17 protein-coding genes are annotated in these 25,822 nt (G+C 54.0%); 13 read left to right on the top strand and 4 right to left on the bottom strand.

The window, feature by feature from the left end:
- Positions 1 to 93: 93 nt before the first annotated feature.
- Positions 94 to 1,785, bottom strand: coding sequence for an ATP-binding response regulator (locus ACQKLP_RS06185; RefSeq protein WP_427321075.1), 1,692 nt, complete (start codon positions 1,783 to 1,785; stop codon positions 94 to 96).
- 81 nt (positions 1,786 to 1,866) lie between these two features.
- Positions 1,867 to 2,760, bottom strand: coding sequence for a rhomboid family intramembrane serine protease (locus ACQKLP_RS06190; RefSeq protein ID WP_427321077.1), 894 nt, complete (start codon positions 2,758 to 2,760; stop codon positions 1,867 to 1,869).
- A 185-nt stretch (positions 2,761 to 2,945) separates the two neighbouring features.
- On the opposite strand from ACQKLP_RS06190, the gene rpsA reads away from it, so the two are divergent.
- The 8 genes from rpsA (at position 2,946) to ACQKLP_RS06230 (ending at position 15,158) form a co-directional block, all read left to right on the top strand.
- Positions 2,946 to 4,844 carry a 30S ribosomal protein S1 gene (gene rpsA / locus ACQKLP_RS06195; RefSeq protein ID WP_427321079.1) on the top strand — a complete coding sequence of 633 codons (1,899 nt, stop codon included), beginning with the start codon at positions 2,946 to 2,948 and terminating at the stop codon, positions 4,842 to 4,844.
- A gap of 443 nt (positions 4,845 to 5,287) precedes the next feature.
- Positions 5,288 to 8,437, top strand: coding sequence for a SusC/RagA family TonB-linked outer membrane protein (locus tag ACQKLP_RS06200; protein WP_427321081.1), 3,150 nt, complete (start codon positions 5,288 to 5,290; stop codon positions 8,435 to 8,437).
- Between the two features lie 15 nt (positions 8,438 to 8,452).
- Positions 8,453 to 9,988, top strand: coding sequence for a SusD/RagB family nutrient-binding outer membrane lipoprotein (locus ACQKLP_RS06205; RefSeq protein WP_427321083.1), 1,536 nt, complete (start codon positions 8,453 to 8,455; stop codon positions 9,986 to 9,988).
- 93 nt (positions 9,989 to 10,081) lie between these two features.
- Entirely contained in the window at positions 10,082 to 10,297 is a 216-nt protein-coding gene (locus ACQKLP_RS06210) for a hypothetical protein (RefSeq protein ID WP_427321085.1), read from the top strand.
- 1 nt (position 10,298) lies between these two features.
- Positions 10,299 to 10,532, top strand: coding sequence for a hypothetical protein (locus tag ACQKLP_RS06215; RefSeq protein ID WP_427321087.1), 234 nt, complete (start codon positions 10,299 to 10,301; stop codon positions 10,530 to 10,532).
- A 229-nt stretch (positions 10,533 to 10,761) separates the two neighbouring features.
- Positions 10,762 to 13,212, top strand: a complete 2,451-nt coding sequence (locus ACQKLP_RS06220; RefSeq protein ID WP_427321089.1) for a TonB-dependent siderophore receptor — start codon at positions 10,762 to 10,764, stop codon at positions 13,210 to 13,212.
- A 170-nt stretch (positions 13,213 to 13,382) separates the two neighbouring features.
- A complete protein-coding gene (locus ACQKLP_RS06225; RefSeq protein WP_427321091.1) occupies positions 13,383 to 14,510 on the top strand; it encodes an RtcB family protein in 1,128 nt (375 codons plus the stop codon).
- Positions 14,511 to 14,597: 87 nt separating this feature from the next.
- Positions 14,598 to 15,158 carry a hypothetical protein gene (locus tag ACQKLP_RS06230; protein ID WP_427321093.1) on the top strand — a complete coding sequence of 187 codons (561 nt, stop codon included), beginning with the start codon at positions 14,598 to 14,600 and terminating at the stop codon, positions 15,156 to 15,158.
- 1,233 nt (positions 15,159 to 16,391) lie between these two features.
- Here ACQKLP_RS06230 and hxpB read toward each other — a convergent pair.
- The gene (hxpB, locus tag ACQKLP_RS06235; protein WP_427321095.1) at positions 16,392 to 17,051 is read right to left on the bottom strand and encodes a hexitol phosphatase HxpB; all 660 of its coding nucleotides are present in this window, start codon (positions 17,049 to 17,051) and stop codon (positions 16,392 to 16,394) included.
- Between the two features lie 612 nt (positions 17,052 to 17,663).
- On the opposite strand from hxpB, the gene ACQKLP_RS06240 reads away from it, so the two are divergent.
- Genes ACQKLP_RS06240 through ACQKLP_RS06250 form a run of 3 tightly spaced genes read left to right on the top strand, consistent with a single transcriptional unit; the run spans position 17,664 to position 21,188 of the window.
- Positions 17,664 to 19,781, top strand: a complete 2,118-nt coding sequence (locus ACQKLP_RS06240) for a nitrite reductase (protein WP_427321097.1) — start codon at positions 17,664 to 17,666, stop codon at positions 19,779 to 19,781.
- Positions 19,782 to 19,809: 28 nt separating this feature from the next.
- Positions 19,810 to 20,586: a uroporphyrinogen-III C-methyltransferase gene (gene cobA, locus ACQKLP_RS06245; protein WP_427321099.1), complete on the top strand. Its 777-nt coding sequence runs from the start codon at positions 19,810 to 19,812 to the stop codon at positions 20,584 to 20,586.
- A 17-nt stretch (positions 20,587 to 20,603) separates the two neighbouring features.
- Positions 20,604 to 21,188: a precorrin-2 dehydrogenase/sirohydrochlorin ferrochelatase family protein gene (locus tag ACQKLP_RS06250; RefSeq protein ID WP_126245380.1), complete on the top strand. Its 585-nt coding sequence runs from the start codon at positions 20,604 to 20,606 to the stop codon at positions 21,186 to 21,188.
- Positions 21,189 to 21,353: 165 nt separating this feature from the next.
- On the opposite strand, the gene ACQKLP_RS06255 is transcribed toward ACQKLP_RS06250, so the two are convergent.
- Positions 21,354 to 21,884 (bottom strand): acyl-CoA thioesterase, encoded by a 531-nt coding sequence (locus tag ACQKLP_RS06255; protein WP_126245382.1) that lies wholly within the window; start codon positions 21,882 to 21,884, stop codon positions 21,354 to 21,356.
- A 292-nt stretch (positions 21,885 to 22,176) separates the two neighbouring features.
- Between ACQKLP_RS06255 and ACQKLP_RS06260 the strand changes: the two genes are divergently transcribed.
- Both ACQKLP_RS06260 and yidC read left to right on the top strand, forming a co-directional pair.
- Complete coding sequence (locus tag ACQKLP_RS06260) at positions 22,177 to 23,832, top strand: CTP synthase (protein ID WP_427321101.1); 1,656 nt, start codon at positions 22,177 to 22,179, stop codon at positions 23,830 to 23,832.
- A gap of 119 nt (positions 23,833 to 23,951) precedes the next feature.
- Positions 23,952 to 25,799 carry a membrane protein insertase YidC gene (gene yidC, locus ACQKLP_RS06265; RefSeq protein WP_427321103.1) on the top strand — a complete coding sequence of 616 codons (1,848 nt, stop codon included), beginning with the start codon at positions 23,952 to 23,954 and terminating at the stop codon, positions 25,797 to 25,799.
- The last annotated feature ends 23 nt before the right edge of the window (positions 25,800 to 25,822 follow it).

Consider the following 25,822-nt stretch of genomic DNA (forward strand, 5'->3'; position numbering starts at 1 on the left):
TCGACCTGGAGCGGTTGCCCACAGAATAAGTTTTGGATTTTACGTTTACTGATAAATGATCTGAACAAAGGTCCCGGTTCTCCGGGGCCTTTTTTATTTCACGCAGCGCCCCAGTGCTTCCTGTAGCATCCCGAAGCTGATGGGCTTCTGGAGGAAAGCGGTGGCGCCCGCTTCCATGAGGAGCTGACGGGTGGATTGATAGGCGTCTGCCGTTGCCATGATCACCGGGATGTGCTTGAGGCTCGCTTCCCCGCGGACTTTCACCAGCACTTCTTTCCCGTCCATCACCGGCATATGGTAATCGAGGATGATGACGTCCGGGCTGGAATGTTCCGCCTGGCGGTACGCTTCTTCGCCATTCACGGCCATCGACACGCGGCAGCCCATCCGGCGGAGGAATTGCGCGAGCAGCAGGTTGTTCATGTCGTTATCGTCTGCGATGAGCACATGCAGGTTGAGCGGCGTGCCGTTGCTGCCGGCGTCGGGCACCAGGTTGGGGCTGGGACCGGGTGCTGCGGGAACGAGCGGGAGCGAAACGATGAAAGTGGTACGTTCGCCCGGTTGGTTTTCCACGTCGATACGGCCGCCCATGGAAAGGGTTTTGGCGCGGGTGATGAAAAGCCCGAGCCCGGTGCCTTCCACCGCCAGGTTGCCTTCGGTGACGAATGGTTCGAAAACATGCTCGAGGCGGTCGTCCGGAATGCCGCGACCCGCGTTGCTGACGCGGATTTCCCAGCGGTTGTCTGCCGTTCCCCGCACAAACACCGTCACGATGCTGTTGCGGTCGGCGAACTGGATGGCGTGGGAGAGGAGGTTGCTGGTGATGACGTGCAGTTTGGCCGGGTCGGCGGAAATGAACGGCGGCATGCCTTCCATGTCGAAATCCAGCGAAACGCTGCTATACTCCGCCACGACGCCGTGCAGTTCCACGATCTGGGAAAAGAAGGAGCGCGGGGCTATGGGAACGGATTTCAGCTCGTCGTGCCGCCCGGATTCCTTCCTGGCCAGTTGCAAAATTTTGCCGAGGATATTATCGGCGTTGTTGCCGGCTGCCAGGAGGTGATCGGTTAACGCGGAGATGCGGCGTGCGTCGGGTTTATAGGTCAGTTCCCTTTTGATGAGCTGCCCTGCGAGCATCACGGCGTTGAGCGGTGTGCGGAGCTCGTGGGTGACCTGGTAGAGGAATATCCGGCGGAAATCGCTGCTGCGCACGTAATGCCGGCCGGTGAGCACGATCAGCAACAGCATGCCGGCCATGGAGCACCAGCGGAAGATGAAGGCGGTTTGCCCGTCTAGATAAATGAACTGTCCGATATGGAAGTAATGCCCGGCTTCGAGGGCTACCAGCACGGAGAGCGCGGTGAGGAGGCAGAACCTGCGGATGCGGGATTTGTTGAAAATGAGGAAAGTGACGGCGATGAGGAATACGACCATGAGCTGCAGCAGGAGCACGTCTCCCAGGGCGAGGCCGAAGTATAGAACGGCGGCGCATTGGTTGAGGAAGGTGACGAGGGCTGCGGCGGTGTGTTTGTTCAGGTAATTTAAATAAAGGGCTGAAGCGGCGATGATGCTTTCCGCGAGTGCTGGAAATACGATATAGGGGTTGCCGGTCAGCAAATAAAAGATCGGGCCGATGACCAGGACCAGCGTGCTGAGCGCGATGCTGAGACTGTTGACGAGGACTACGCTCTGGATCGCGGATTCCTCATGAAGCCCTTTGGTCCCCGTTTTGATGACGGAAGTAATCTTTTTGCCGGCCCAACGGACAATGGGGTGGACGGACATGGGACGCGGGATTTTACATACCTAATGTACGTATCTCCACGGATCGGCCGGTTAACCGGATGTTAAGGGGATTGTTAACGGTTACTTTTCGTTGCTGTATTGGCGGAGCCACTGTTTTTCTTCGGAAGTGAGGCTGTTGTAGCCTTTTTCGGAGATTTTATCGAGTAGCTGGTCGAGTTTGGAGGCATGGGAGGCGTCTGTCGCGTTGCGGACCACGCGCAGGGGGGATTTTTTGGGCTTGAAGGTGCGGGTGGTTTTGTTGCGGGTGAAGAGGCCGTTAATGCCATCGAAGAGCCGCATGAGCGGGGCGCAGAGGTCGGTGCCGGTCGATTTGAGGATGCGGACGTACCCGAAACCGAAAAGCGCGCCGCCGAAGTGGGCGAGGATGCCGCCGGCGTTGCCGTCGGGGATGGAGATCAGGTTGAGGACGAGCACGGCTATCGCGAGCCATTTCAGCCGTACATGCGCCACGAGGATGCTGATCTCCAGGTTGGGCATGAGGGTGGCGCTGGCGATGAGGAAGGCCATGGAGGCGGCGGAGGCGCCGAGGAGGGATCCGCCGAGGTAGGGCGTGGCGGGGAGGAGGTAATAGAACAGGAGGTACAGCCCGGCGCCGAAGAGCCCTGCCATGAGGTACAGCGGCAGCACGCGGCGGTTGCCCAGTTCGGTACGGAAGAAATTGCCGAACCAGAAGAAAGTCAGCATGTTAAAGAGGATGTGCAGTACCTGGACGTGGAAGAACATATAAGTCACCAGGCCCCAGGGCTTATAAAGTAAGACGTTGTCTACATGCAGCACGAGATTGTCTACCAGGAATGCCCAGGCTTCTGCTGCGAAAGGGAGGCGCAGGGTGCCGAGGAGCCGCAGGATGCCTGCTACCAGGAACACGGCTATGTTAATGATCATCAGATGGTTAACCGTATTGTCCTGCCTGAGCCAGTATTTAATGTCCGCTTTGAATGTAGTTCCGTTCATACCGGAAAATTAAGGAAAAAAAATGCTCGCCGGCCTTTCCCACGGCCAATTTTCCAATTTCGCGCAGAAAACGGATGATCGGGATGGAAATACATAAGCGATTCATTATCAGCAGTACTTTTTGCCAAATAAAGTTGTCTCCGAGGGAGAAATGTCGTATCTTTGCCCCCTTAAAACTTTATATTTTGGAAGAAAACAACATTATTAACGAACAAAACGCTGAACAACAGGCTCCTGTGGCTACGGCCGCGGCAGAAACAGCGACAAAAAATGCTCCTGTTGTAGAGACCGCTCACGATGATTTCGACTGGAGCGTGGACAAACGTAACGTAACTTCCTATTCCGCTGAAGAAAAAGCGAAATATGACGCTACTTACGACGGTACCTTCAAAGTGTTCGAAGAGAACAGCCTCCTGATGGGTACTATCGTTGGCCTGACGAAGACCGACGTGGTGATCAACATCGGCTTCAAATCCGACGGCCTGATCTCCTTCAACGAATTCCGCGACCTGCCCGGCCTCAAAATCGGCGACGAAGTGGAAGTACTGGTAGTTGAGAAAGAAGACCGCGACGGCAACCTGCACCTGAGCCGCAAACAGGCTCGTATGCAACGTGCATGGGAGCGCATCGTGGAAGTTTACAAAACCGGCGAAGTGGTTACCGGTACTGTTACCAGCAAAACCAAAGGCGGCCTGATCGTGGACGTTTACGGTATGGAAACGTTCCTGCCTGGTTCTCAGATCGACGTGAAACCCGTTACCGATTACGACCAGTTCGTGGGCAAAACCATGGAATTCAAGGTGGTGAAAGTGAACGAGGCTATCCGCAACGCAGTAGTATCTCACAAAGCGCTCATCGAATCCGATATCGAGCAGCAGCGTGTGGATATCATCAGCAAACTGGAGAAAGGCCAGGTGCTGGAAGGTACCATCAAGAATATCACCGACTTCGGTGCGTTCATCGACCTGGGCGGTCTGGACGGCTTGCTGTATATCACCGATATCAGCTGGGGCCGTATCAGCCATCCGAGCGAAGTGCTGCAGATGGACCAGAAGATCAACGTGGTTGTTCTCGACTTCGACGACGAGAAGAAACGTATCTCCCTGGGTTACAAGCAACTGACCCCCCACCCCTGGGATACCCTGCCCGCTACCATCTCCGAAGGAGCGAAAGTAAAAGGCAAGGTAGTGAACATCGAAGATTACGGCGCGTTCCTGGAAATCCTCCCCGGTGTGGAAGGCCTGGTGCACGTATCCGAGATCTCCTGGGCATCTACCCCCATCAACGCGAAAGAATTCTTCAAATTGGGCGAAGAATACGAAGCAGTGGTGGTTACCCTGAGCAAAGACGAGCGTAAAATGTCGCTGTCTATCAAACAACTGACCGAAGATCCCTGGTCTACCATCGAAACCAAATTCCCGCTCGACAGCCGTCACAAAGGCATCGTGAAAAACATCACTCCCTATGGCGTGTTCGTTGAACTGGAAACCGGCATCGGCGGCATGATCCACATCTCCGACCTCAGCTGGATCAAACGCTTCAACCACCCCTCCGAGTACACGAAAGTGGGCAGCGAGATCGAAGTAGTGATCCTTGGTATCGACAAAGACAACCGCAAGCTCTCCCTCGGTCACAAACAGATCGAAGAAGATCCCTGGAACACCTTCGAAACTATCTTCCCCATCGGTTCCGTACACGAAGGTACCGTTGTGAAGAAAGACGACAAAGGCGCTACCGTGCAGCTGCAATACGGCCTGGAAGCTTACGCTCCCGCCCGTCACCTGCGCACCGAAGATGAAAAACCGATCGCTGTTGAAGACGTGAAAGAATTCCAGATCATCGAATTCGATCGCAACGAAAAACGCATCCTGGTTTCTCATACCAAGGTTTGGGAACAAGCGAAAGCCGACGAAAAAGATGCTGTCATCAAAGAAAAACGTGCTGACGCTGAGAAAACCCGCAAGACTGTGAAAAATATCCAGTCTAAGGTAGAAAAAGCCACCCTGGGCGACCTGGGCGCGCTGGCCGAACTCAGAGAAAAACTGAAACAATCCGAAGGCGGCGAAGAAAAGAAAGCCGAGTAGTAGTATTGTTTTTGTAAAATAAAAGATCCCTTCCCGGTCAAACGGGGAGGGATTTTTTTTATGCGCATATTTCAGTCCGGCTTTGCGGGAGCTGGCATGCTGCGCCTGGCTTCGCTACAAATTGAAGCCCTGGTTGTAAGCCCTTTTTTCGAATTTGGAATTGGGTTTTGACACATCTTTGCTCCATCCTTAAGAAGGAAATACGCCCCGGAATTCTCCTGAAGTAGTATTTATTTCACCATTACCTTATTGCACAAATCAAGGACCGCCAATTTTAGAAACGGCCGGAACCCTTTCCTGTAAAGCGTTTATAGCCTATCTATATCTACTATAACCAAAATTTATTAGGTTTTTCTTAACACATCTTTTACCTTCGCACCCTATATAGTCTATAAAAATAATAGGGTAAAACCATGTCACATTTGTTCAAGCTTACCTTGCTTATGCTGCTAACTAGCCTGACTACTTTCGCACAAAGCAGGAAGATCACCGGAAAAGTCAGCTCCGGCGATGGCCAGCCGCTCCCCGGCGTTACCGTTTTCATAGCGGGCACTTCCTCGGGAACGATTTCCTCGGCCGACGGAACCTGGAGCCTCTCCATTCCCGATACCGCAACAGCCGTTTCCTTCCGCCTCATCGGCATGGAAACCCTCGTGCTGCCCATCAACGGCCAAACGGAAATCAACGCCGTACTGCATTCGTCAGACAAGCAACTGCAGGAAGTAGTGGTTACGGCGCTCGGCATCTCGCGCGCCAAAAAAGCGCTCGGGTACTCCGTCCAGGAAGTGAAAAGCGCGGAACTGCAGACCCGCCCCACCAACGCCATCGGCGCCCTTTCCGGTAAAGTGGCCGGCCTGCAGGTGATATCCGTAGGCGGCAACATGGGCGGCTCCAACCGCGTGCTCCTTCGCGGCATCAACTCCATCTCCGGCAACAACCAGCCCCTGTTCGTGATAGACGGTATCACCATCGATAACGCCGACATGAATACCCGCAGCACCGCACAGGGCTCCGCAGGTAAAGACGTGGGCAACACCATACAAGACCTGAACCCGGACGACATCGAGTCGGTCAACGTGCTGAAAGGCCCCGCCGCTGCGGCACTCTACGGTACCCGCGCTGCCAACGGCGTGATCGTCATCACCACCAAGAAAGGACGCGAAGGCAAAGGGCTCGATGTTACCATCAACTCCGGCCTCGAACTGGAAAGGGTCGTGCGCCTCCCCGAACGCCAGCATCTCTACGGCGGCGGTAAAGCCAACACCTTCCAGACTGCCACCATCAACGGCAAAACCTATAACCTCGTGGATTATGGCATGGACGAAAGCTGGGGCCCCAAACTCGATGGCACCCCCGTTCTCCACTGGTATAACCTCGACCCGGAATTCTCCGCCGATTACCTCAATCCGCAACCCTGGGTATATCCCAAACATGACGCCACCGACTTCTTCCGCACCGGCATCGCCACCACCAACAACGTGGCCGTGAGCGGCGGGAACGACAAGCAGACCTTCCGCCTGTCGTACACCAACAAGATCGTTCGCGGTACCACGCCCAACTCGAAACTGCACCGGAACACCCTGAATTTCTCCGGCTCCAACCGGTTCGGGAAATTCCTCGCCACGGGGAACTTCAATTACGTGAAGAACCAAAGCACCGGCAGGCCATGGACCGGCGCCACCAACCGCGGCATCATGCTCGAAGCCTTCCAGTGGGGACAGGTACAGGTCGATTACGATAAGCTCCGCGATTACAAACGCGCCGACGGTACGCCCCGCGCATGGAACCGCAACAGCTGGGAAAACACCGCCGCCGGGCGCGCCACCAAATACATCGACAACCCCTTCTGGTCGGCCTATGAAAGCTATCTCGAAGAAAACCGTGACCGCTTCTACGGGAACGTGGGCCTGAACTACGAAGTCAACAACTGGCTGCAGCTCAGCTCCAAAATCAATGCGGACCTTTACGGTTACGATTACCAGGACCGCATCGCCGTGTATTCCCGCACGCAAAGCAATTACATCGAGTACAACAATAAATTCAGCGAATTCAACTACGAATTCCTCGCCAACGCGAAGAAAAGCTGGAACGAATTTTCGCTCAGCGCGTTCGCCGGTGGTAATATCATGAACCAGAAACGGACGATTTCCAATGCCGCCACGCAAGGCGGGCTCATCATCCCCCTATATTACAACCTCAAAAACGCGAACAACGTGCTCAACGAAAGCAACCGCTATCACAAAAGCATCTATTCGCTGTTCGGTAGCGTGTCGCTCGGGTATAAAAATATCCTGTTCCTCGATGGTACCATCCGGAACGACTGGAGCTCCACACTGCCACTCGATAAGAATTCTTTCGCGTACCCTTCCGTTTCTTCCAGCTTTATCGTGAGCGAACTGAACGGTTTGAAAAGCGCCTCCTGGCTCGACCTGCTGAAAGTTCGCCTGAGCTGGGCGCAAGTGGGCAACGATACCGATCCGTATCAATTGCAGCAGGTATATGAAGCGGTGCAGTCGTTCATCGGCAACCCGGGCTACAAACTCCCGGCCGTGTTGGCGAACAGCCGCCTGAAACCGGAGATCACTTCCTCGCTGGAAGCGGGCGTGAGCTTCAGGATACTCAAAAACAGATTGGGCCTCGACGTGACGGCGTATACCAACGACAGCCGCAACCAGATCATCAACATCCCCACGTCCACCGCTTTCGGCTACGACAGTAAGTTCATCAACGCCGGCAAGATCAATAACAAAGGACTGGAAGTGACGCTGACGGGCGTTCCGGTTTCCACGAAGGATTTCAACTGGGATGTGAGCCTCAACTGGTCTGCCAACCGCAATAAAGTGGTGCAACTGACCGAAGGCGTGACCCGCTTCCCCATCAACGACGCCAATAGCCTCATCGCGTTGGTAGCGCAGGAAGGCGAATCGTTCGGGCAGCTGCGTGGATATGATTTCGTGTATGATGCGCAGGGCAACAAAGTGATCGGTGATAACGGATCGTACCTGCGCACGGAACAGATGCGCCCCCTCGGCAGCGTGCTTCCCAACTGGCAGTTCGGTGTCGGACAACACTTTACCTACAAACGTTTCGACGCCGGTTTCCTGGTGGACGGGCGCGTAGGCGGCAAGGTGTTTTCGCAAACTTATAGCGTAGGCATGCAGACGGGTGTGCAGAAAGCGACCGCCGAAAACGGGATCCGTGAAAATGGCCTGGTGCTCGACGGCGTGAATGGTACCGTAGTGTTCAATGCAGATGGCAGCTATTCCGTTTCCAACACCAAACCCAACACCACCCGCATTTCCGCACAAACCTGGGGATTGGGCTTTTCCAACGGGCCTACCACCCAAAGCATCTTCGACGCCACTTACGTGAAACTCCGCGAGATCACGGCCGGTTATACCATTCCGTTCCGCAACAAAACGGTGCAGCAACTTCGGGTATCCGCCTACGGCCGCAATCTCTGGAACATCTACCAGGACAATCGCAACGTAGACCCGGAACTGACGAGCAGCAGCGGCAACATCCAGGGCATCGAAGGAGGTAACATCCCCGTGCCGGCCACATTCGGCGTAAACGTACAGGTGAAATTCTGATAAACCGACATGAACATGAAACAACTCACTTTTCTGAAATATACATTCGCAGCCGTGGCCGGACTTTTACTGGCCGCCTGCAGCGACGATAAATTCCGGGATATCAATACCGATCCCAACCGTCCGGCAGATGTGCCGACCACGACCATCATTTCTACCGCGCAAAAACAACTGGTAGACGGACTGCGGGGCTCGGCCGCCAATTTCCGCGGCAGCATGCTGTTTGCCCAGTATTTTTCCCAGAACCAGTACACGAACGAATCGCGGTACGACATCGGGCGTACCAACGCCGACGCGGTGTGGGACAATACCTTCAAAGCCCTCAACAACCTGGAGCAGATCATCCGGCTCAATACCGATCCGCTCACAAAAGACAGGATAGCCGGCACGGTGGGGCCTAACGAAAACCAGATCGCCATCGCGCGGATCCTGAAATCGTTCGCTTTCCTGTCGCTCTCCGACGTGTTCGGCGATATTCCCTACAGCTCGTACGGCAGTTCCGATCCCGATTTCCAGGCGTTGAAAATCAACCCTGAAATCCTGAAACCGAAATACGCTTCGCAGGAAAAAATTTATACGGACATCCTGAAAGAGCTGAAAGAAGCGGCCGCGCAACTGACCGCCGCCAATACCTTCCAGGCGTACGACGGGATTTACAAAGGCAACACCGCGCAATGGAAGAAGTTCGCCAACTCCCTGCGCCTGCGCGTAGCCGTGCGCATCCGGGCGAAGCTGCCCCAGGTGGCGGCCAACCATATCCAGGAAGCCATTACCGGCGGATTGATCACCACGAACGCCGACAACGCCACCCTGAAATACGAGAACAAATCGCCGAACGAGGCGCCGCTGTTCCGTGCCACCGTCACCGAGAACCGCCGCGACTTTTCCGTTTCGCACATCCTGATAGACGTACTGAAAGGGGATAAGGGCCCCTTCGCCGCAGCGGACCCCCGCCTGGCGGTATACGCCCGGGTAAACAACAGCGGTGTGTACCGTGGCCAGCCTTACGGCCTGATCCCGGCCGTGGCGAGCCTCCTGAAGGCGGAAGACATCAGCCTGCCGGGCACGGTGGTGAACGCGGCCGATTATGCGGAGGTGCTGATCGAAGCGGCGGAAGTGAACTTCCTCCTGAGTGAGGTGCATGGCTGGGACCAGGCGGAATACCTGGCCGGTGTGCGTGCTTCCCTGGAGAAATGGGGTGTTTCGGGAGCGGCGGCAACCAATTATGTGAACGCGTTGCCTGCAGCGAGCGCCGCGAATGTGCTCTCGCAAAAATACCTCGCACTGTACATGCAGGGGATCGAGGCCTGGTCGGAGATCCGTCGCACGGGGTACCCCGCCTGGCTGGTGAAGCCCGGAGACGTGGTTTGGCCGGGAGTACCGAGTGCCGAGCCGGGCGCGGACAAATTTACGCCGCTCGTGGGAACGGGGATACCGGCGCGCCTGTATTATCCGCAGAAGGAGCAGGCCGTGAACCTGGAGAATTATCGCGCCGCGATCCAGTCGCAGGGCGGAGATAACCTGGCCACGAAGGTTTGGTGGAATAAATAAGACCAGCCATATATTTTTTAAGATGGAGAAAGGCGTCCCGGGAGGGATGCCTTTCTTTTTGTATTTTCCGGGGAATTAGATCCGTCTTAAGTCATGCTGGATTTTCTGGTTGAAGTATTTATCCGGATGTTGGGAATGTATCTGCTGATCGTTCCCGGGAGTGCCTTGCGCTGGTGGTTTTCCGGAGGGAAACGGCCATGGAAGGCATTTCTGGAAGATGATGAAGCTCATAATTATCGCGCTGGTCTGCTGTTCTGGATGTCGATAGCGGCTTTGATCGCTGGAAGTGTTTATTTAATGAAGTACTGATATGGAATGGATCAAGGCTTTGATCTTTTTGGCAATTATAGTCTGGTGGCGAAGCAAGGCGGTCGATTTGACTGGCGGCACCTTGCGCTGGTTCATTGCCGGCAGGAAGCGGCGTTGGAAGGCATATCAGCACGAAGATGAAAAGTTCGATAATTTCAGGGTGCTCGTTTTGTTCTTGTTGATATCCGCAGCTGTGATTGGATTCGGCTATTGGTGCTATATCAAAATACTGTAAATCAAAATATTACATATTCCATCCCATATATGCGCTAACCTCATTCCCCGTATTTTTCCCGATCGCGTAAATCAATTTCCCTTTTCGACAAGATTAGCCCCTCATCCTGTGCCACCTTTGCGCCGGATTATCATACCGTTTAATGCCCGATTTGTTCCCCCGCAACGGGCATTTTCTGTTCAGCCGGTATGCGCATCAACATAAATATTTGCTTTATTAAACATAGACGATGAAACAATTACTGTACGTATTAACGCTGATCCTTGGATGCACTTTCGTGGCGAAAGCCGAAGACCAGGTGCCCGGGAACATCGTGGGTATCGTTCGCACGAACGACGGCCAGCCGGCTCCCATGGTAACGGTTTTGCTCAAAGGCAAGAACCGCGGCGACATGACCAACGAGAAAGGCGAATTCAACATACGCCGGGTGCAACCCGGAACTTACACCCTCCAGGTTTCCCTCGTAGGGTTCGAAACGGCCGAACAAACCGTGACCGTTGAAGCCAACCAGACGGCTGAAGTCAACATCGACCTGCAACTGAACAACACCCAGCTGAACGAAGTGATCGTAAAAGGCACACAGCTGAAAGGCAAGCGCGAAAGCGACCACATCGCCCGCCTGCCCATCAAGAACCTGGAAAATCCGCAGGTCTACAACACCTTCGGGCAGGAAGTGCTGAAAGAACAGGTGGTCGTTTCCTTCGACGACGCCATGCGCAACGCACCGGGCGTGAACAAAATGTGGTCGTCCACCGGCCGCCCCAACGACGGCGCCAGCTATTTCTCCATGCGTGGCTTCGCCGTTCAACCGTCCATGATCAATGGCATCGCCGGTCTCACCAACGGCAGCATCGACCCCGCCAACGTGGAGCACATCGAAACCATCAAAGGCCCTTCCGGAACGCTTTTCGGCAGCAGCCTCGTTTCCTTCGGCGGGTTGATCAACATCGTAACCAAGAAACCATATGATCATTTCGGCGGCGAACTGTCTTACACCGGCGGCGGTTTCGGGCTTACCCGTATTACGGCCGATGTGAACGCGCCCCTCAACGCCGACAAATCCGCTTTGCTGCGCGTGAATGCCGCTTACCATAACGAAAATTCCTTCCAGGACGCAGGGTTCCGCAAATCGTTTTTCGTGGCGCCCAGCTTCTCGTACCAGGTGAACGACCGGCTGTCGTTCAACGTGAATGCCGAGTTTTACAACGGCGAAGGCACCAATCCGCTCATGGTCTTCCTCAACCGCAGCCGCCAGTTGAAAGCCCGCACGCCGAAAGAACTGGGAATGGATTTCGACCGTTCCTACACCAGCAACGACGTGACCAACCGCACGCCCACCATGAACCTCTACGGACAAATGAACTATAAACTGTCCGACAAATGGACGTCGCAAACTAACCTGTCGCGGAGCAACCGCAAAAGCGACGGTTACTATCAATACGTGATGTTCCTGGATGCGCCGTACAACCCGCTTCCTGCCGGACAAACCGCCCAGCCGCAGGATTCCTTCATGACCCGCTACGCCTACACGCAGAATTCCTCGACGGTGGTGACCGGGATCCAGCAGAATTTCATCGGCGATTTCAAGCTTGGCTCCATGCGTAACCGCCTGGTGTTCGGCCTCGACTTCCTCGGCATGGAAACCACCAACAACAACTCGCCCTACGCCGTGTTCGACGTGGTAAGTGCCGTTAACCCGGCCGATCCGCGATATGGCCAGCTCAATCGCCCCGCGATAGATGCTAAACTGGCCGGTCTCACGGCAGGCATGACCCGCAACCGTCTTACCAATTACACGTATAGCGCTTATGTTTCCGATGTGTTGAACGTTACCGACAAACTGCTCGCCATGGCCAGCGTTCGTGTGGATTATTTCGAGAACAAGGGTACGGAAGACTTCGTGAAAGGCACTAAAACCGGGAACTTCAACCAGACTTCCATTTCTCCGAAGTTCGGGCTGGTGTACCAGGTGGTGAAAGACCGCGTGGCGCTCTTCGCCAACTACATGAACGGGTTCAAGAACGTGGCGCCGGCTACAATGCCGCTGCCCGAGCTGAACGGTAACTTCAAGCCCCAGCACGCCAATCAGTATGAAGGCGGTGTGAAAGTGGACCTGCTGAAAAATCGCCTGAACGCTTCCCTCAGCTACTACGACATCGAAGTAAACAATATGAATATGCAGGGCTCGATCGTAAAAGAAGGCGTGACCTATAATTACACTTACCAGGGCGGTACCCAGCGCAGCAAAGGCGTGGAGTTCGACCTGAACGCTTCTCCCGTGGAAGGCCTGAATATCATTGCCGGTTACGCCTACAACAACAGCAAAATGGTGAAGGCCGACAAATTCACGCTGGGCCGCAGGCCGGTGAGCGCGGGCCCGGAACATTTCGCCAACCTGTGGGCTACTTACACGGTGCTCAGCGGTAAGCTGAACGGGTTCGGGGTAGGTGCTGGCGGTAACTACGCCGGCGATAACGTGATCACCAACGATTCCCGTACCGGTACCTTTACGCTGCCGGCCTATACGGTGTTCAACGCTTCCGTGTTCTACAACGTAAAAGCGTTCCGGCTTGCGCTGAAGATGGACAATATCGCCAACAAGGAATATTTTACCGGTTGGACGACCATCGAAAAACAAATGCCGCGCCGTGTTTCCGCGAACGTGACATTCAAGTTCTAAGATATTTTAATGATGGAAAGGGCGCCTCTGCAAGGGGCGCCCTTTTTGTTTTCAGGAAAATCCTATCTTTGCGCCTTCCGACGAAGTCGGCTGCTGACATCTCTGTAAGGGGCGGATGTTAACCCAAAGCCCTGAGAATTATCGCTTGTATTTACTGAAAATCAAGGAGTATGCAAACTATTGCATTCTATTGCGACGCACAGGGCATCGAGAAAAACGCCCTGGAGCAGCTGCGATCGTATGCCGGCAGACCGCACGTGGAAGAAATCTGCGCGTTTACCGACATACATTATTGTGCCGAGAAAGCCTTGCCTGTGGGCGTCGCTTTCCGGACGAAGGATTATTGTTATCCGCTGATCACGGGGAAAGACATCGGTTGCGGCGTCATGTACCTGTCGGTCAGGAAGGAAGACTGGTTGAAACCGTTCGATAAGAAAGCCCATTATCCTGCGTTGTATCATGCCCATAAGGCGATGACAGACGACGGGCTGGGGGGCGGCAACCATTTTTTGTCGATCGAGGAAGACGACGCCAACGTTTACATTATTTGTCATACCGGTACCCGCGACCGCGGGATCGCGCTGTACCAGGAGTGCCTGGACCAGACGCGCCGTTTTTCGCTGGAATATGGCAGCAGTGTGGATTTTGTGCATCGCGACTTTTTGGGTCCCGAATTTTACGGAACGTATGAACGGACGTTGCAATATGGCTATGAGCGGCGGAAGGATTTCTGTTTCAAAACGTTACTGTTCCTGCAGCAGGCCAATTATGTGCGTAGCCGGAAGGCCGGGATCCGCTGCAATTATTTGCGGGAGCGGTTTACGGGGTTGGAAGAAGTGGGCGCGCTGCACGGAACGGACTATGTGATGGGCGATTCCATCCATAATCATTTGCGGTTCATGGATGGAGGGATCGTTCACCGGAAGGGGAGCACGGAGTTGCGTGAGGGGAAAACGGCGGTGATCCCGTTATCGATGGTGCGCGGGAGTTTGCTGGTGAAGCCGGTTCGCGGGAGTGCGGGCGCGGCGCTGGATTCCTGTGCGCATGGAGCGGGGCGGCGGTTGTCTCGCTTCGATGCGATGAAGCACTGGCGGACGGTTTTGAAGGAAAAGGACCGCAAGGCTTACCGGGTACGGTTTCCCGAGTTGCTCGACCGGAGCGGGGAATTCCCGTCCGGTTACCTGCAGGAGTTCGACTATGCTTACAAAGACGCGTCGGAGGTTTTTCGTTATCAGCCGTATTTGAAGCAGGTGACGCAGACGGTTCCGATCGTGACGATCAAGTATTCCGAGATCTGATCGGATAAACGATAAAAAGGGAAGGCGGAATGCCTTCCCTTTTTGTTCATTTTTTTCTTCAAACGGTATATAAACCACATTTTGAAAATGAACAGATCATTTTGCTGTATTGGGTTTCAGCTGAAATTTTTCGATCTGTTTTTTCGTTACATTACCGCAAAACTGATGATCATGTTTGCAGAAAAAATAGAGGTACCGGGATTGCGTCCTGGGCCTGCATTGAGGAAGCGGCGATTGACGAATTTGTTGTCGCGGATCAAGATCGAGATGTTTGGGGTGGAGAGTTTGCGGCCGGAGTTTGTGGAGGGAAAGGATGTTCGGGCGTTGAACACGCGATTGGTGGAAGAGTTGATGCGGCGGATGCTTTCGCAGCGGTATGCGTTGATTGAGAAGGTGTATCAACCAAGGTCTGGAGAGCTAAAATTTTATATCCTCATGAAAAAGGATTGTTATGAATGGACGCTTTGCCTTTACGACATCCTGCTGGATTACGAGCTGCTTGATATTGCGGAGCGATATCCTGTTTGGTTTGAATTTGTAAAACCCTGTGGCAGGGAAACTTTGGAATCATCAAATTGGCACTTATTTTATAATCGGCACGATGAAGCGACATATCCGGCAGGCAAGGCACAACATTCGGCTGCATGAGGAGTTATGCACGATGTTTCCTGATGAATTTCATGATTGGAAAGTAACTATGTTGTTTTATACGGCATTGCACTGGGTGAGAGCGCTGGCGGAAAAGAGGAATATAGCGATAGGGCAGTCGCATGTAGAGATAGAACATAGTTGTAATCCGGTTTTAAGAGGTGCTATGCCAATTTCCAGGAGGGCTTGGGAAGAATATCATAAACTGAGCAAAAGGAGCCAGGCAGCTAGGTATCACGGTATACCGGACGAAGTGCAGTTTAATGAAATGCACCTCGAGAACCATTGTTTAAGTATCCCTGGAATTAATTACCTCCGTAAATATATGCAGGGAATGGGTATCGATATCTGATACTTACTTCTATTTCAAAAAAGTTATTAGGATCAGTATTGGCTTGACTTCTTTTCCGGCTTTTCGGATAAAAGAAGTAGGAAGCTTCATGCCTGAATGGAAGGATAGCCTTCCGAACTGCTTTGCTTTTTGCGTGGTGGTGTGGGGGGACTGTGAGCGTTGAATCTTCAGTTGCCTGGATATGTAGATGTGATGCTGGTTTCCGGGCAAGAGGTACTCTGTTCAATAAATGGATGGGCTCGGTGTGGATGGATGTGTAGTGTTCGTAGCCTCGGTAAAAAGGCTTCTCCTGTTCCGCATTGCCAGAAAACGAGCGGAGGTGGGAGATGGATGATTGTCGGTAGAATGGAGTGTTTTGTGTTTGTGGCCTCGACATAACGAAACCTTCTCCCTTTCCGCTTCGGCGAATGGGAGGAGGGGGATGGGAGCTGCATGACTGCCTGAACGTAGCAGGTGTTGCATATTAATCACTATGAGACTGAAAGAAATACGCTCGTAGCCTCATGACGAAAGCTTCTTCAGTTCCACTTCGCCGAATGCGAGGAGGAACGGCAGTTGCATGACTGCCGGAACGAAGCAGGTGTTGCAAATCAATCACTGTGAGACTGGAAGAATTACGCTCGAGCCTCTTGACGAAAGCTTCTCCAGTTCCGCTTCGCCGAATGCGAAGGGGAATGGGAGTTGCATGTCTGCCGGAACGAAGCAGGTGTTGTATATCAATCACTGTGAGACTGGAAAAATTACGCTCGTAGCCTCATGACGAAAGCTTCTTCAGTTCCGCTTCGCCGAATGCGAGGAGGGATGGGAGCTGCATGTCTGCCTGAACGAAGCAGGTGTTGTATATCAATCACTGTGAGACTGGAAAAATTACGCTCGCTGCCTCAGGAAGAAAGCTTCTCCAGTTCCGCTTCGCCGAATGCGAGGAGGGATGGGAGCTGCATGTCTGCCAGTACGAAGCGGGGCTCGGAGCGTTTGTGGGCTTCGGGAACCACGACCACTTTCATGCGTGCGGCTTTCGCGGCGATCATGCCGGTAACCGAGTCTTCGAAGGCCAAGCAGTTCAGCGGGTGGGTGTTCAGTGCTTCGGCGCAGGCGAGATACACTGCGGGGTGCGGTTTGCCGTAGGGCTCGAATTCTGCGGAGGAGACGGCGTCGAAGTAAGAACGGATGTTGAGATGATCGAGCACGGATTGTATGAGGCGGTTGGGCGATGAGGAGGCCAGGCCAATGCGGTAATTCCGGGAACGAAAAAAGTCCAGGATGTAGCCAAGGCCTTCCATGGCTTGTCCGTTCCGGAGGATCTTGGCGGTTACGCTTTCGATGATCTCGTCGCTCACCTGCTCAGGGCTCTTTGTGTCCCACCCGAAGTAATTATGCCAGTAGCTCACCACTTCGCGGGTGCGAAGCCCGGTGGTGAGGTGCGTAAGTTCGGGGGAAAGGGAAACGCCTACGGTGGAGAAAACCTCCCGCATCGCGATACCCCAGAGGGGCTCGGAGTCGATAAGCAGTCCGTCCATGTCAAAAATCGCCGTCTGGATCATACAAATGTGTCTTTTTGCGCCGCAAAGGTACGCGGTTTTCGGGGAAATAGGGAGGGATTGGGCGATTTTCAAGCCATGGGATGATGTATGTGGTTGATATTCAATTGGTAATTGGAGATGGACATGGCTATGGGCGAATGCTGTTATGGTGAGGCCCCACAAGCCCCGGACCGATAAATAATAGTTATGGGCCATAACCAGGGGCACGCCGCGCCCGGAAGCCGCCGATCACCGCTAACCCGCCGTGGAAGGGTGCGACGCAACGGCTGCCCCACCGGAGAAATCCCGCCGGGCCACCCCCGTTTTAGAAAATATCTAAAAACACCCAGCCTTTTTTATGAAAAAAAGTTTTGCGTTCTCCGGGTGGACGGCTACCTTTGTATTACTCTACAAAATCTATAGGAATATGGGTTATGAAATCAGGAATAAGACGATGATGCACATGTGCGGCGGCTGTTGGGGTAACTCAACAGACTAGGGTGGAGGCGCTTACATAGGAACATCTGTTTACAGAATACTACAGGAGCCTCCCATGTTCAGGAGGCTTTTGCTTTTCAGGCGCTGCCATCACAATGTTATGAATACCATTTTATCACGAGCAACTCATTAATCATGCAAAGTTTCAGAACCGAACTGGAAAATCCGATCGTTGAAAAAGACATCATCGAACTGGAACAAAAGATCAGACTCTACCGCGAAGGCAAAATATCGGACGATAAATTTCGCTCCCTCCGCCTCGCCCGTGGCGTCTACGGCCAGCGGCAACAAGGCGTGCAGATGGTCCGTATCAAACTCCCGTACGGCAAAATGACGCTCCGTCAATGGAAACGCATCTCCGATATCTCCGACGAATACTCCACCGGTAACCTCCACCTCACCACCCGGCAGGATATCCAGATACACTTCGTGTCGCTGGAACGTACCCCGGAACTCTGGGCCAAACTGGAACTCGACGATGTCACCATCCGCGAAGCCTGCGGCAACACCGTCCGCAACATCACCGCGTCAGACACCGCCGGCATCGATCCCAACGAGCCCTTCGACGTTACGCCCTACGCAGACGCCGCGTTCCGCTACTTCCTCCGCAATCCCATCTGCCAGGAAATGGGCCGCAAATTCAAAATGGCGTTCTCTTCCAGCACCAAAGACACCGCCCTCACCTTCATGCACGACGTTGGCGTGATCCCGAAAATCCGCGTGGTAGACGGTAAGGAAGTCCGCGGTTTCAAAGTGCTCGTTGGCGGCGGCCTCGGCGCTCAGCCCTACCTCGCCAAAACCACTTTCGAATTCCTGGAAGCCGATCAGCTCGTTCCATATATAGAAAGCCTCCTCCGCGTGTTCGACCGCCACGGCGAAAGATCTTCCCGCCACAAAGCCCGGCTCAAATTCCTCATCCAGAAAATCGGGATCGAAGAATTCGAGCGCCTTGCCAAGGAAGAATACAAAGCCCTCAAGGTAAAAACCTACCCGATCGACCACGCTGCCTGGCCTGAAACGGTGCCTCCCGCGGCCAACCCCGCACTGCCCGCTTTCACCATCCGCGACCGTAAAGCTTTCGAAGCCTGGAAAAGGACCAACACCTTCGAACAGAAACAGGCAGGATTCTTCGGTGCCTACATCCGCGTTCCGCTGGGCAATATCAGCTCCACCACTTCCCGCTCCCTCATCGAAAAGCTGGAAGCCGTTGTGGCGGATGATGTCCGCGTAACCGTGAACCAGGGGCTCCTCCTCAAATTCATCCGTCCCGAGCACCTGGAATACGTGTTCAGCGTACTCGAAGAACACGAGCTCCAGAAAGGCGGCTTCGACTCCGTGGCCGACATCACCGCCTGCCCCGGCACAGACACCTGCAACCTGGCCATCTCCAGCTCCACCGGCATCGCCGCAGCACTGGAAGACGTGATCCGCGACGAATTCCCCGACCTTATCTATAACAACGATATCAAAATCAAGATCTCCGGTTGCATGAACTCCTGCGGCCAGCACGGTCTTGCCCATATCGGGTTCCATGGCTCCTCGCTCAAAAGCGGCGGGCGCGTGCTCCCCGCCCTCCAGGTGCTCCTTGGCGGCGGCGTGCTGAGCGATGGCGAAGGCCGTGTATCCGACAAAGTGCTGAAAGTGCCCAGCCGGAAAGGCCCCGATGTGCTCCGCGCCCTCCTGCATAACTACGAGGCCAACGCACAGAAAGGCGAACGGTTCAACGACTATTACGACCGCAACGGCGAAAAATATTTCTATGAGCTCCTCAAGCCCCTGGCCGATCTCACGGCCCTCAGCGACGGCGATTTCGTAGACTGGGGCCAGGCGGAAAACTACTCCACCGCCATCGGTGTGGGTGAATGCGCCGGCGTGATGATCGACCTTATCGCCACCCTGCTGTTCGAAGCGGAAGAAAAACTGGACTGGGCTACACAGTCGTTCGCCAACAACTCCTGGGCCGACGGCATCTACCATTCCTACGCCTGCCTGATCCAGACGGCCAAGAGCATCCTGCTCGACGAGAACGTGAACTGCAACACGCAGCACGGAATTATGAACGATTTCGACAAGCATTTCGTGGAAACGGGGAAATTCCCTGTGGAAGGGACATTCCGCGCGCTGGTCCTTCAAATCAACCAGCACGAGCCCACCGAAAGCTTCGCCAAACAATATTTCCAACAGGCAAAAGCGTTTTTCGACCGTGCGCAGCAATACCGCGCTGCCCGCCAGTCGGCCGCCGCCAATGCTTAATCAGACCACCATTCAAAAAAACACGATCATGCAAACATTACATCCGAAAGTGACACTGGTAGGCGCCGGCCCGGGCGATCCCGAACTGATCACCGTGAAAGGGCTGAAAGCCATTCAACAGGCCCGGGTGATCCTGTACGATGCCCTGTCGAACAACGAACTGCTGGACCATGCGCCGCAGAATTGCCTGAAACGCTTCGTAGGCAAGCGCGCCGGCATGCACGTATACACGCAGGCTGAAATCAACCGCATGATCGTGAAATATGCGCTCACATACGGTAGCGTGGTACGGCTGAAAGGAGGGGACTCCTTCGTGTTCGGCCGTGGCCAGGAAGAAATTGCCGCTGCACAACAGTACGGGATCGATACCGAAGTGATCCCCGGCATTTCGAGCGCCATTTCGGTGCCGGGCGTCAACAAAATCCCCGTGACCGCTCGCAACGTCAGCGAAGGGTTTTGGGTGATCACCGGCACTACGCAAGACGGGAAACTGAGCCGTGATCTCGAATTCGCCATCCAGGCAGATACGACGGTAGTGATCCTCATGGGCATGAGCAAACTCGCGGAGATCGCCTCCATCTACGAAGCGAAAGGCCGCGGTCAGGTACCTGCCGCCATCATCCAGAACGGAACGCTGCCCGACCAGAAAGTAGGGGTGGGCGTGGCTTCCGACCTGGCAGCCATTGCGGAAGGACAAGGTTTGCGCAACCCGGCCATCATCGTGATCGGCGAAGTGGTACGTTTCCACGAAGCGTTCCAGGAACTGCAGTCCAAACTGGCTGACGATTATAAACTGGCCGTTTAATCTTTTAACTTGTCGGTATGGAGCAAAACCATCTTTTTCCCATTTTCCTGAAACTCGATCAACTGCAGGTACTGGTAGTTGGCGGGGGGAATGTGGGCTGCGAGAAAGTGGGCGCGATCCTGAACAATTGTCCCAACGCCCGGGTAACCGTTGTGGCTACCTGGTTTGCCCCCGAAATGGCGGGCATCGTGGAAGGCTTTCCCAACGTGACGCTGGTGGAAAAAGCGTTTTCCTGCGGGGATATTTTCGGGAAAGACCTGGTGATCGCTGCTACGGCCGACAAGGAACTGAACTATTGCATCTGGGAAAAATCCAAAGCCGCGAAGGTGCTCATCAACGTGGCCGATACCCCGGCATTGTGCGATTTTTACCTGAGCTCGGTGGTCCGGAAAGGGAATTTGAAAATCGCCATCAGTACCAACGGGAAATCGCCCACCATCGCCAAAAGGCTGAAGGAAGTGCTGAACGAAGCGATCCCCGAAGGCCTGGAATCGATTTTACAGCACCTGCACACCATCCGCGACCGCCTGAAAGGCGATTTTTCGGAAAAAGTGCGGAAACTGAACGAGTTGACGAGCGTGCTGGTCAACAAACGGGATTGACATAAACTTAGATAGGTCCAACATAGAAGGGAGCGTGGTGGCACGCTCCTTTTTTAATGCGGGAGAAACATATCAAAAGGGAATTATATACACGAAATTTACCGTTTGGGCAAAAGGAAGGGCCGTCCACCAGGGACGGCCCTTCTCATATATCCTTGGTGAAAGCTAAGCTTCCGTTGCTTCGGTGAAGAGGGCTTTGAGCTCGTTGGCGTCGGCCGGTTTCATTTTGCCGCCGAGGATGAGGCGGAGCTGGCGGCGGCGGAGGGCGCCTTCGTAGAGTTTTTTCTCCTCTTCCGATTCGGCGATCACCTGGGGAACGGGCCGCGATTTGCCGTTGGGGTCCAGGGCTACGAAGGTCATGAACGCTTCGTTGGATTTGTAACGGTATTGTAAAACCGGGTCTTCTCCCCAGACTTTCATGTGCACTTCGATGGAAGTGGTGAAAGCACGGGTGACGATGGCTTCGATATGCACCACATTACCCAGTTTGATGGGGTTTTCGAAGGAGATATTGTCGACGGAGGCGGTTACCACCGGGGCGGCGCAGTGTTTCATGCAGGCCAGGGCGGCGGCAATGTCCATCCAGTACATCAGGCGGCCACCCATCAGGTTACCGAAGGTATTGGTATCGTTGGGCAATACCAGTTCGGTCATCTGAACGAGGGATTCGTGGGCCTTTTTAGGCATCAAGGTCATAATGGAACGAATTTCAGGGGGCAAAATTACGGGAATGCAACGACAATTCCCGTGGCCTGCCGCCGGAGGGCATTTGAAATGCGCTTTCGTCGGGAAATTTTTGAAAATGGCTGTGGGAGCGGGTTTGCGGACGATTTTTGGAGGCCGCTGCAAAATTCGGTTTGGGAGCGCAGCAAATTTGTGTAACTTTGCATGACCTTACGGAAGTAAATTACTTGACAGGATACCACCATTACAGTCCCGGCATCACTTCCCGCTTTGGTCAAGTAAAAGAATCAGGAACTTAGTTTTTATGGCAAAATATATCTTCGTTACGGGAGGTGTTACTTCCTCATTGGGTAAAGGAATTATCGCTGCGTCCCTCGCTAAATTATTGCAGGCGCGCGGCTTTAAAGTGACTATTCAGAAATTCGATCCGTATATCAATGTGGATCCGGGAACATTGAACCCTTACGAGCACGGCGAGTGCTACGTGACTGAAGATGGCGCAGAAACCGACCTGGACCTCGGGCACTACGAGCGTTTCCTCAACACGCCCACCACACAGGCCAACAACGTTACCACCGGCCGCATTTACCAGACCGTTATCAACAAGGAGCGCGAAGGCGCTTACCTCGGCAAAACCGTTCAGGTAATCCCCCACATCACCGATGAGATCAAACGCCGTATCCTCCTGCTGGGGAAAGATGGTAAATATGATATCGTCATCACCGAGCTGGGCGGCACCGTGGGCGATATTGAATCGCTCCCCTACGTGGAGGCGGTACGCCAGTTGCAATGGGAACTGGGCGAAGAAGATTGCCTGGTGATCCACCTCACCCTCATCCCGTACCTGCGTGCGGCCAAGGAGCTGAAAACCAAGCCCACACAGCACTCTGTGCGTTTGCTGAGCGAAAACGGCGTGCACCCCGATATCATCGTGTGCCGTACCGAAGAGCCGATGTACCGCGAACTGAAAAAGAAGATCGCCCTGTTCTGTAACGTACAGGTAGATGCGGTGATCGAGGCGAACGACGTACCCACCATTTACGAAGTGCCCCTCGAAATGATGCGCGAGAAACTCGACGTCATCACCCTCAAAAAACTGAACCTGCCCGTCGAAAAGGAACCCGAGCTCACCAAATGGCGCGAATTCCTCGACAAGCTGAAATATCCCAAAACCAAAGTGACCATAGGCCTCATCGGCAAGTACGTGGAACTGCAGGACGCTTACAAATCCATCCTCGAATCATTCATCCACGCCGGTGCGGTGAACGAGTGCAAGGTGATCGTACAAAATATTCACTCTGAACATATTACGCCCGATAATGTCTGCGAAAAACTGAAAAACCTGGACGGTCTCCTCGTAGCCCCCGGTTTCGGCCACCGCGGCATCGAAGGCAAGATCACGGCCATCCAGTTCGCCCGTGAAAACAACCTGCCGTTCTTCGGTATCTGCCTCGGCATGCAAATGGCCGTAGTGGAATACGCCCGTAACGTAATGGGCCTGAAGGACGCGCATTCCACCGAGATGAACCCGGAAACCCAACACCCGGTGATCAACCTCATGGAAGAACAGAAAAAAGTGACCAAAATGGGCGGTACCATGCGCCTCGGCGCTTATGCGTGCGACCTTAAGCCCGGTTCCCAGGCTTCCGCTATCTATAATGGCGCCACCGCCATTTCAGAACGCCACCGTCACCGCTACGAATTCAATAACGATTTCCTCGACCAGTTCGAAAAAGCAGGCCTGGTCGCTTCCGGTAAAAACCCGGAAACCGGCCTCGTGGAAATGATCGAGCTGCCCGGCCATCCCTTCTTCGTAGGCGGCCAATTCCACCCCGAGCTGAAATCCACCGTGGAAAGCCCGGCCCCTCTCTTCGTGAGCTTCATCGGCGCTGCCAAAACCTATGCCGAATCCAGGAATGGAAAGGCTAAGCAGCAGGAAGAGAAAGTGGTACATGAATAAAAAAATCTTGATGTGATATGGATTGCTGCTAGCGGAAGACTTTAACATTTCCGCTAGCAGAAATCATGCATCATACCCGCCTTTATATTACCTTTGCTCCTTAAATTTTAATTTTCGACATGGATAGAAATTCGGTCATTGGTTTTGTGTTACTGGGCCTCCTTCTCGTGGGGTATATCTGGTGGAACCAGAAAAGCTCCCAGGACGCAAGAATCGAAAAGGCCCGCCAGGATTCCATCGCCAACCTGAACAAGCCCAAAGAGCAACAAGCTAAAACCGTTGCCCTCAGCGATAGTGCAGCAGCAACCGGCATCACCAGCGCAGATTCAGCCCGCCTCAGCAGCGAATACGGTCCCTTTACCCTCGCGGCCACCGGCACTGAAGCCACCACCGTGCTGGAAAACAAACTGGTTAAGATCACCTTCACCAACAAAGGAGGTCAACCCAAACAAATCCAGCTGCTGGAATTCAAATCCTCCGCAGGCGAGCCCCTCATGCTCCAGGAAGGTTCCTTCAACCGCCAGGGCATCAAAGTTCCCCTCGCCAATAACCAGTCGCTCAACACCGCAGACGTATACTTTACCCCCGGCAATGTGGAAAAGCACCCCGACGGCAGCCAATCCATCAGCTACCGCCTCCCCACGTCCAACCCGGCCCAATACATCGAATACACCTACATGCTGAAAAACGACAGCTACCTGGTCGATTACACGATCAACCTCGTTGGCATGCAGGGCATACTCGGCAGCAAGAACGTGGAATTCCAGTGGAACAGCCAGTCAGACCTCCAGGAGCACAGCATGCAACAGGAGCGCCTGAATAACCAGATCCACTGGCGCGACGCGGCCAAAGACCACGATTACTTCACCCTGACCAACAGCAGCGAGAAGAAAGTGGACCGCCCCCTCCAATGGGTAAGCTTCAAGCAGCAGTTCTTCAACACCACGCTCATCGCCAGGAAAGATAACTTCGCATCCGCCGACTTCCACAGCAAGGTGCCCGAAAGCGCCAACATCGTGGGCCAGCAGATGAGCAGCCTCGCCATCCCCTTCAACGGTTCCGCCAACTACAGCTTCCCCATCGAAGTGTATTACGGTCCCAATAAGTACAAGACCCTCAAGTCGATGGACATCGAGCTGCAGAAGATCATCCCCCTCGGCTCCGGTATCTTCGCTTTCGTGAAATATGTGAACATCTGGATCATCATCCCCGTGTTCGACTTCCTTGGCGGATTGACTTCCAACTATGGCCTCATCATCCTCCTCCTGACCATCTTCATCCGCCTCATCATCGCACCGTTCACGTACCAGAGCTATGTATCGGCTGCCAAGATGAAAGTGTTGAAACCGGAGCTGGACGAGCTGCGCGCCCGTTATAAAGACGATCAGCAGGCCTTCGGCATGGAGCAGATGAAACTGTTCAAGAGTGCCGGTGTGAACCCGCTGGGAGGCTGTCTGCCCGCATTGCTGCAGCTGCCGATCCTCGTGGCGATGTACTCGTTCTTCCCCAGCTCCATCGAGCTGCGCCAGGAAAGCTTCCTGTGGGCGAACGACCTCAGCACTTACGATTCCATCTATAACTTCGGTTTCACCATCCCGCTGTACGGCGATCATATTTCGCTGTTCACGATCCTGATGACGATCACGAGCCTTATCCTCGCGTTCTACAACAGGGGCATGGCCGACCAGAGCAACCCGGTGATGAAATATATGCCGTATGTGTTCCCCATCATGCTGCTGGGTATCTTCAACGGCATGGCCGCGGCGCTCACATACTACTACTTCCTGAGTAACGTGATCTCGATCGCGCTGCAGTGGGTGATCCAGACGTTCATCATCAACCACGACAAGATCCATGCACAGATCCAGGCGAACAAATCGAAACCCCAGACCAAGTCCAAATGGGCGGAAAAACTGGAAGAGATGCAGAAACGCCAGGCAGAAATGCAGAAAACACGCAAAAAATAATTTTACCGGATAACACAAAAAGG

Origin of the sequence: Chitinophaga sp. NPDC101104 (genome assembly GCF_050277495.1) — a bacterium.
Classification (GTDB): Bacteria; Bacteroidota; Bacteroidia; order Chitinophagales; family Chitinophagaceae; genus Chitinophaga.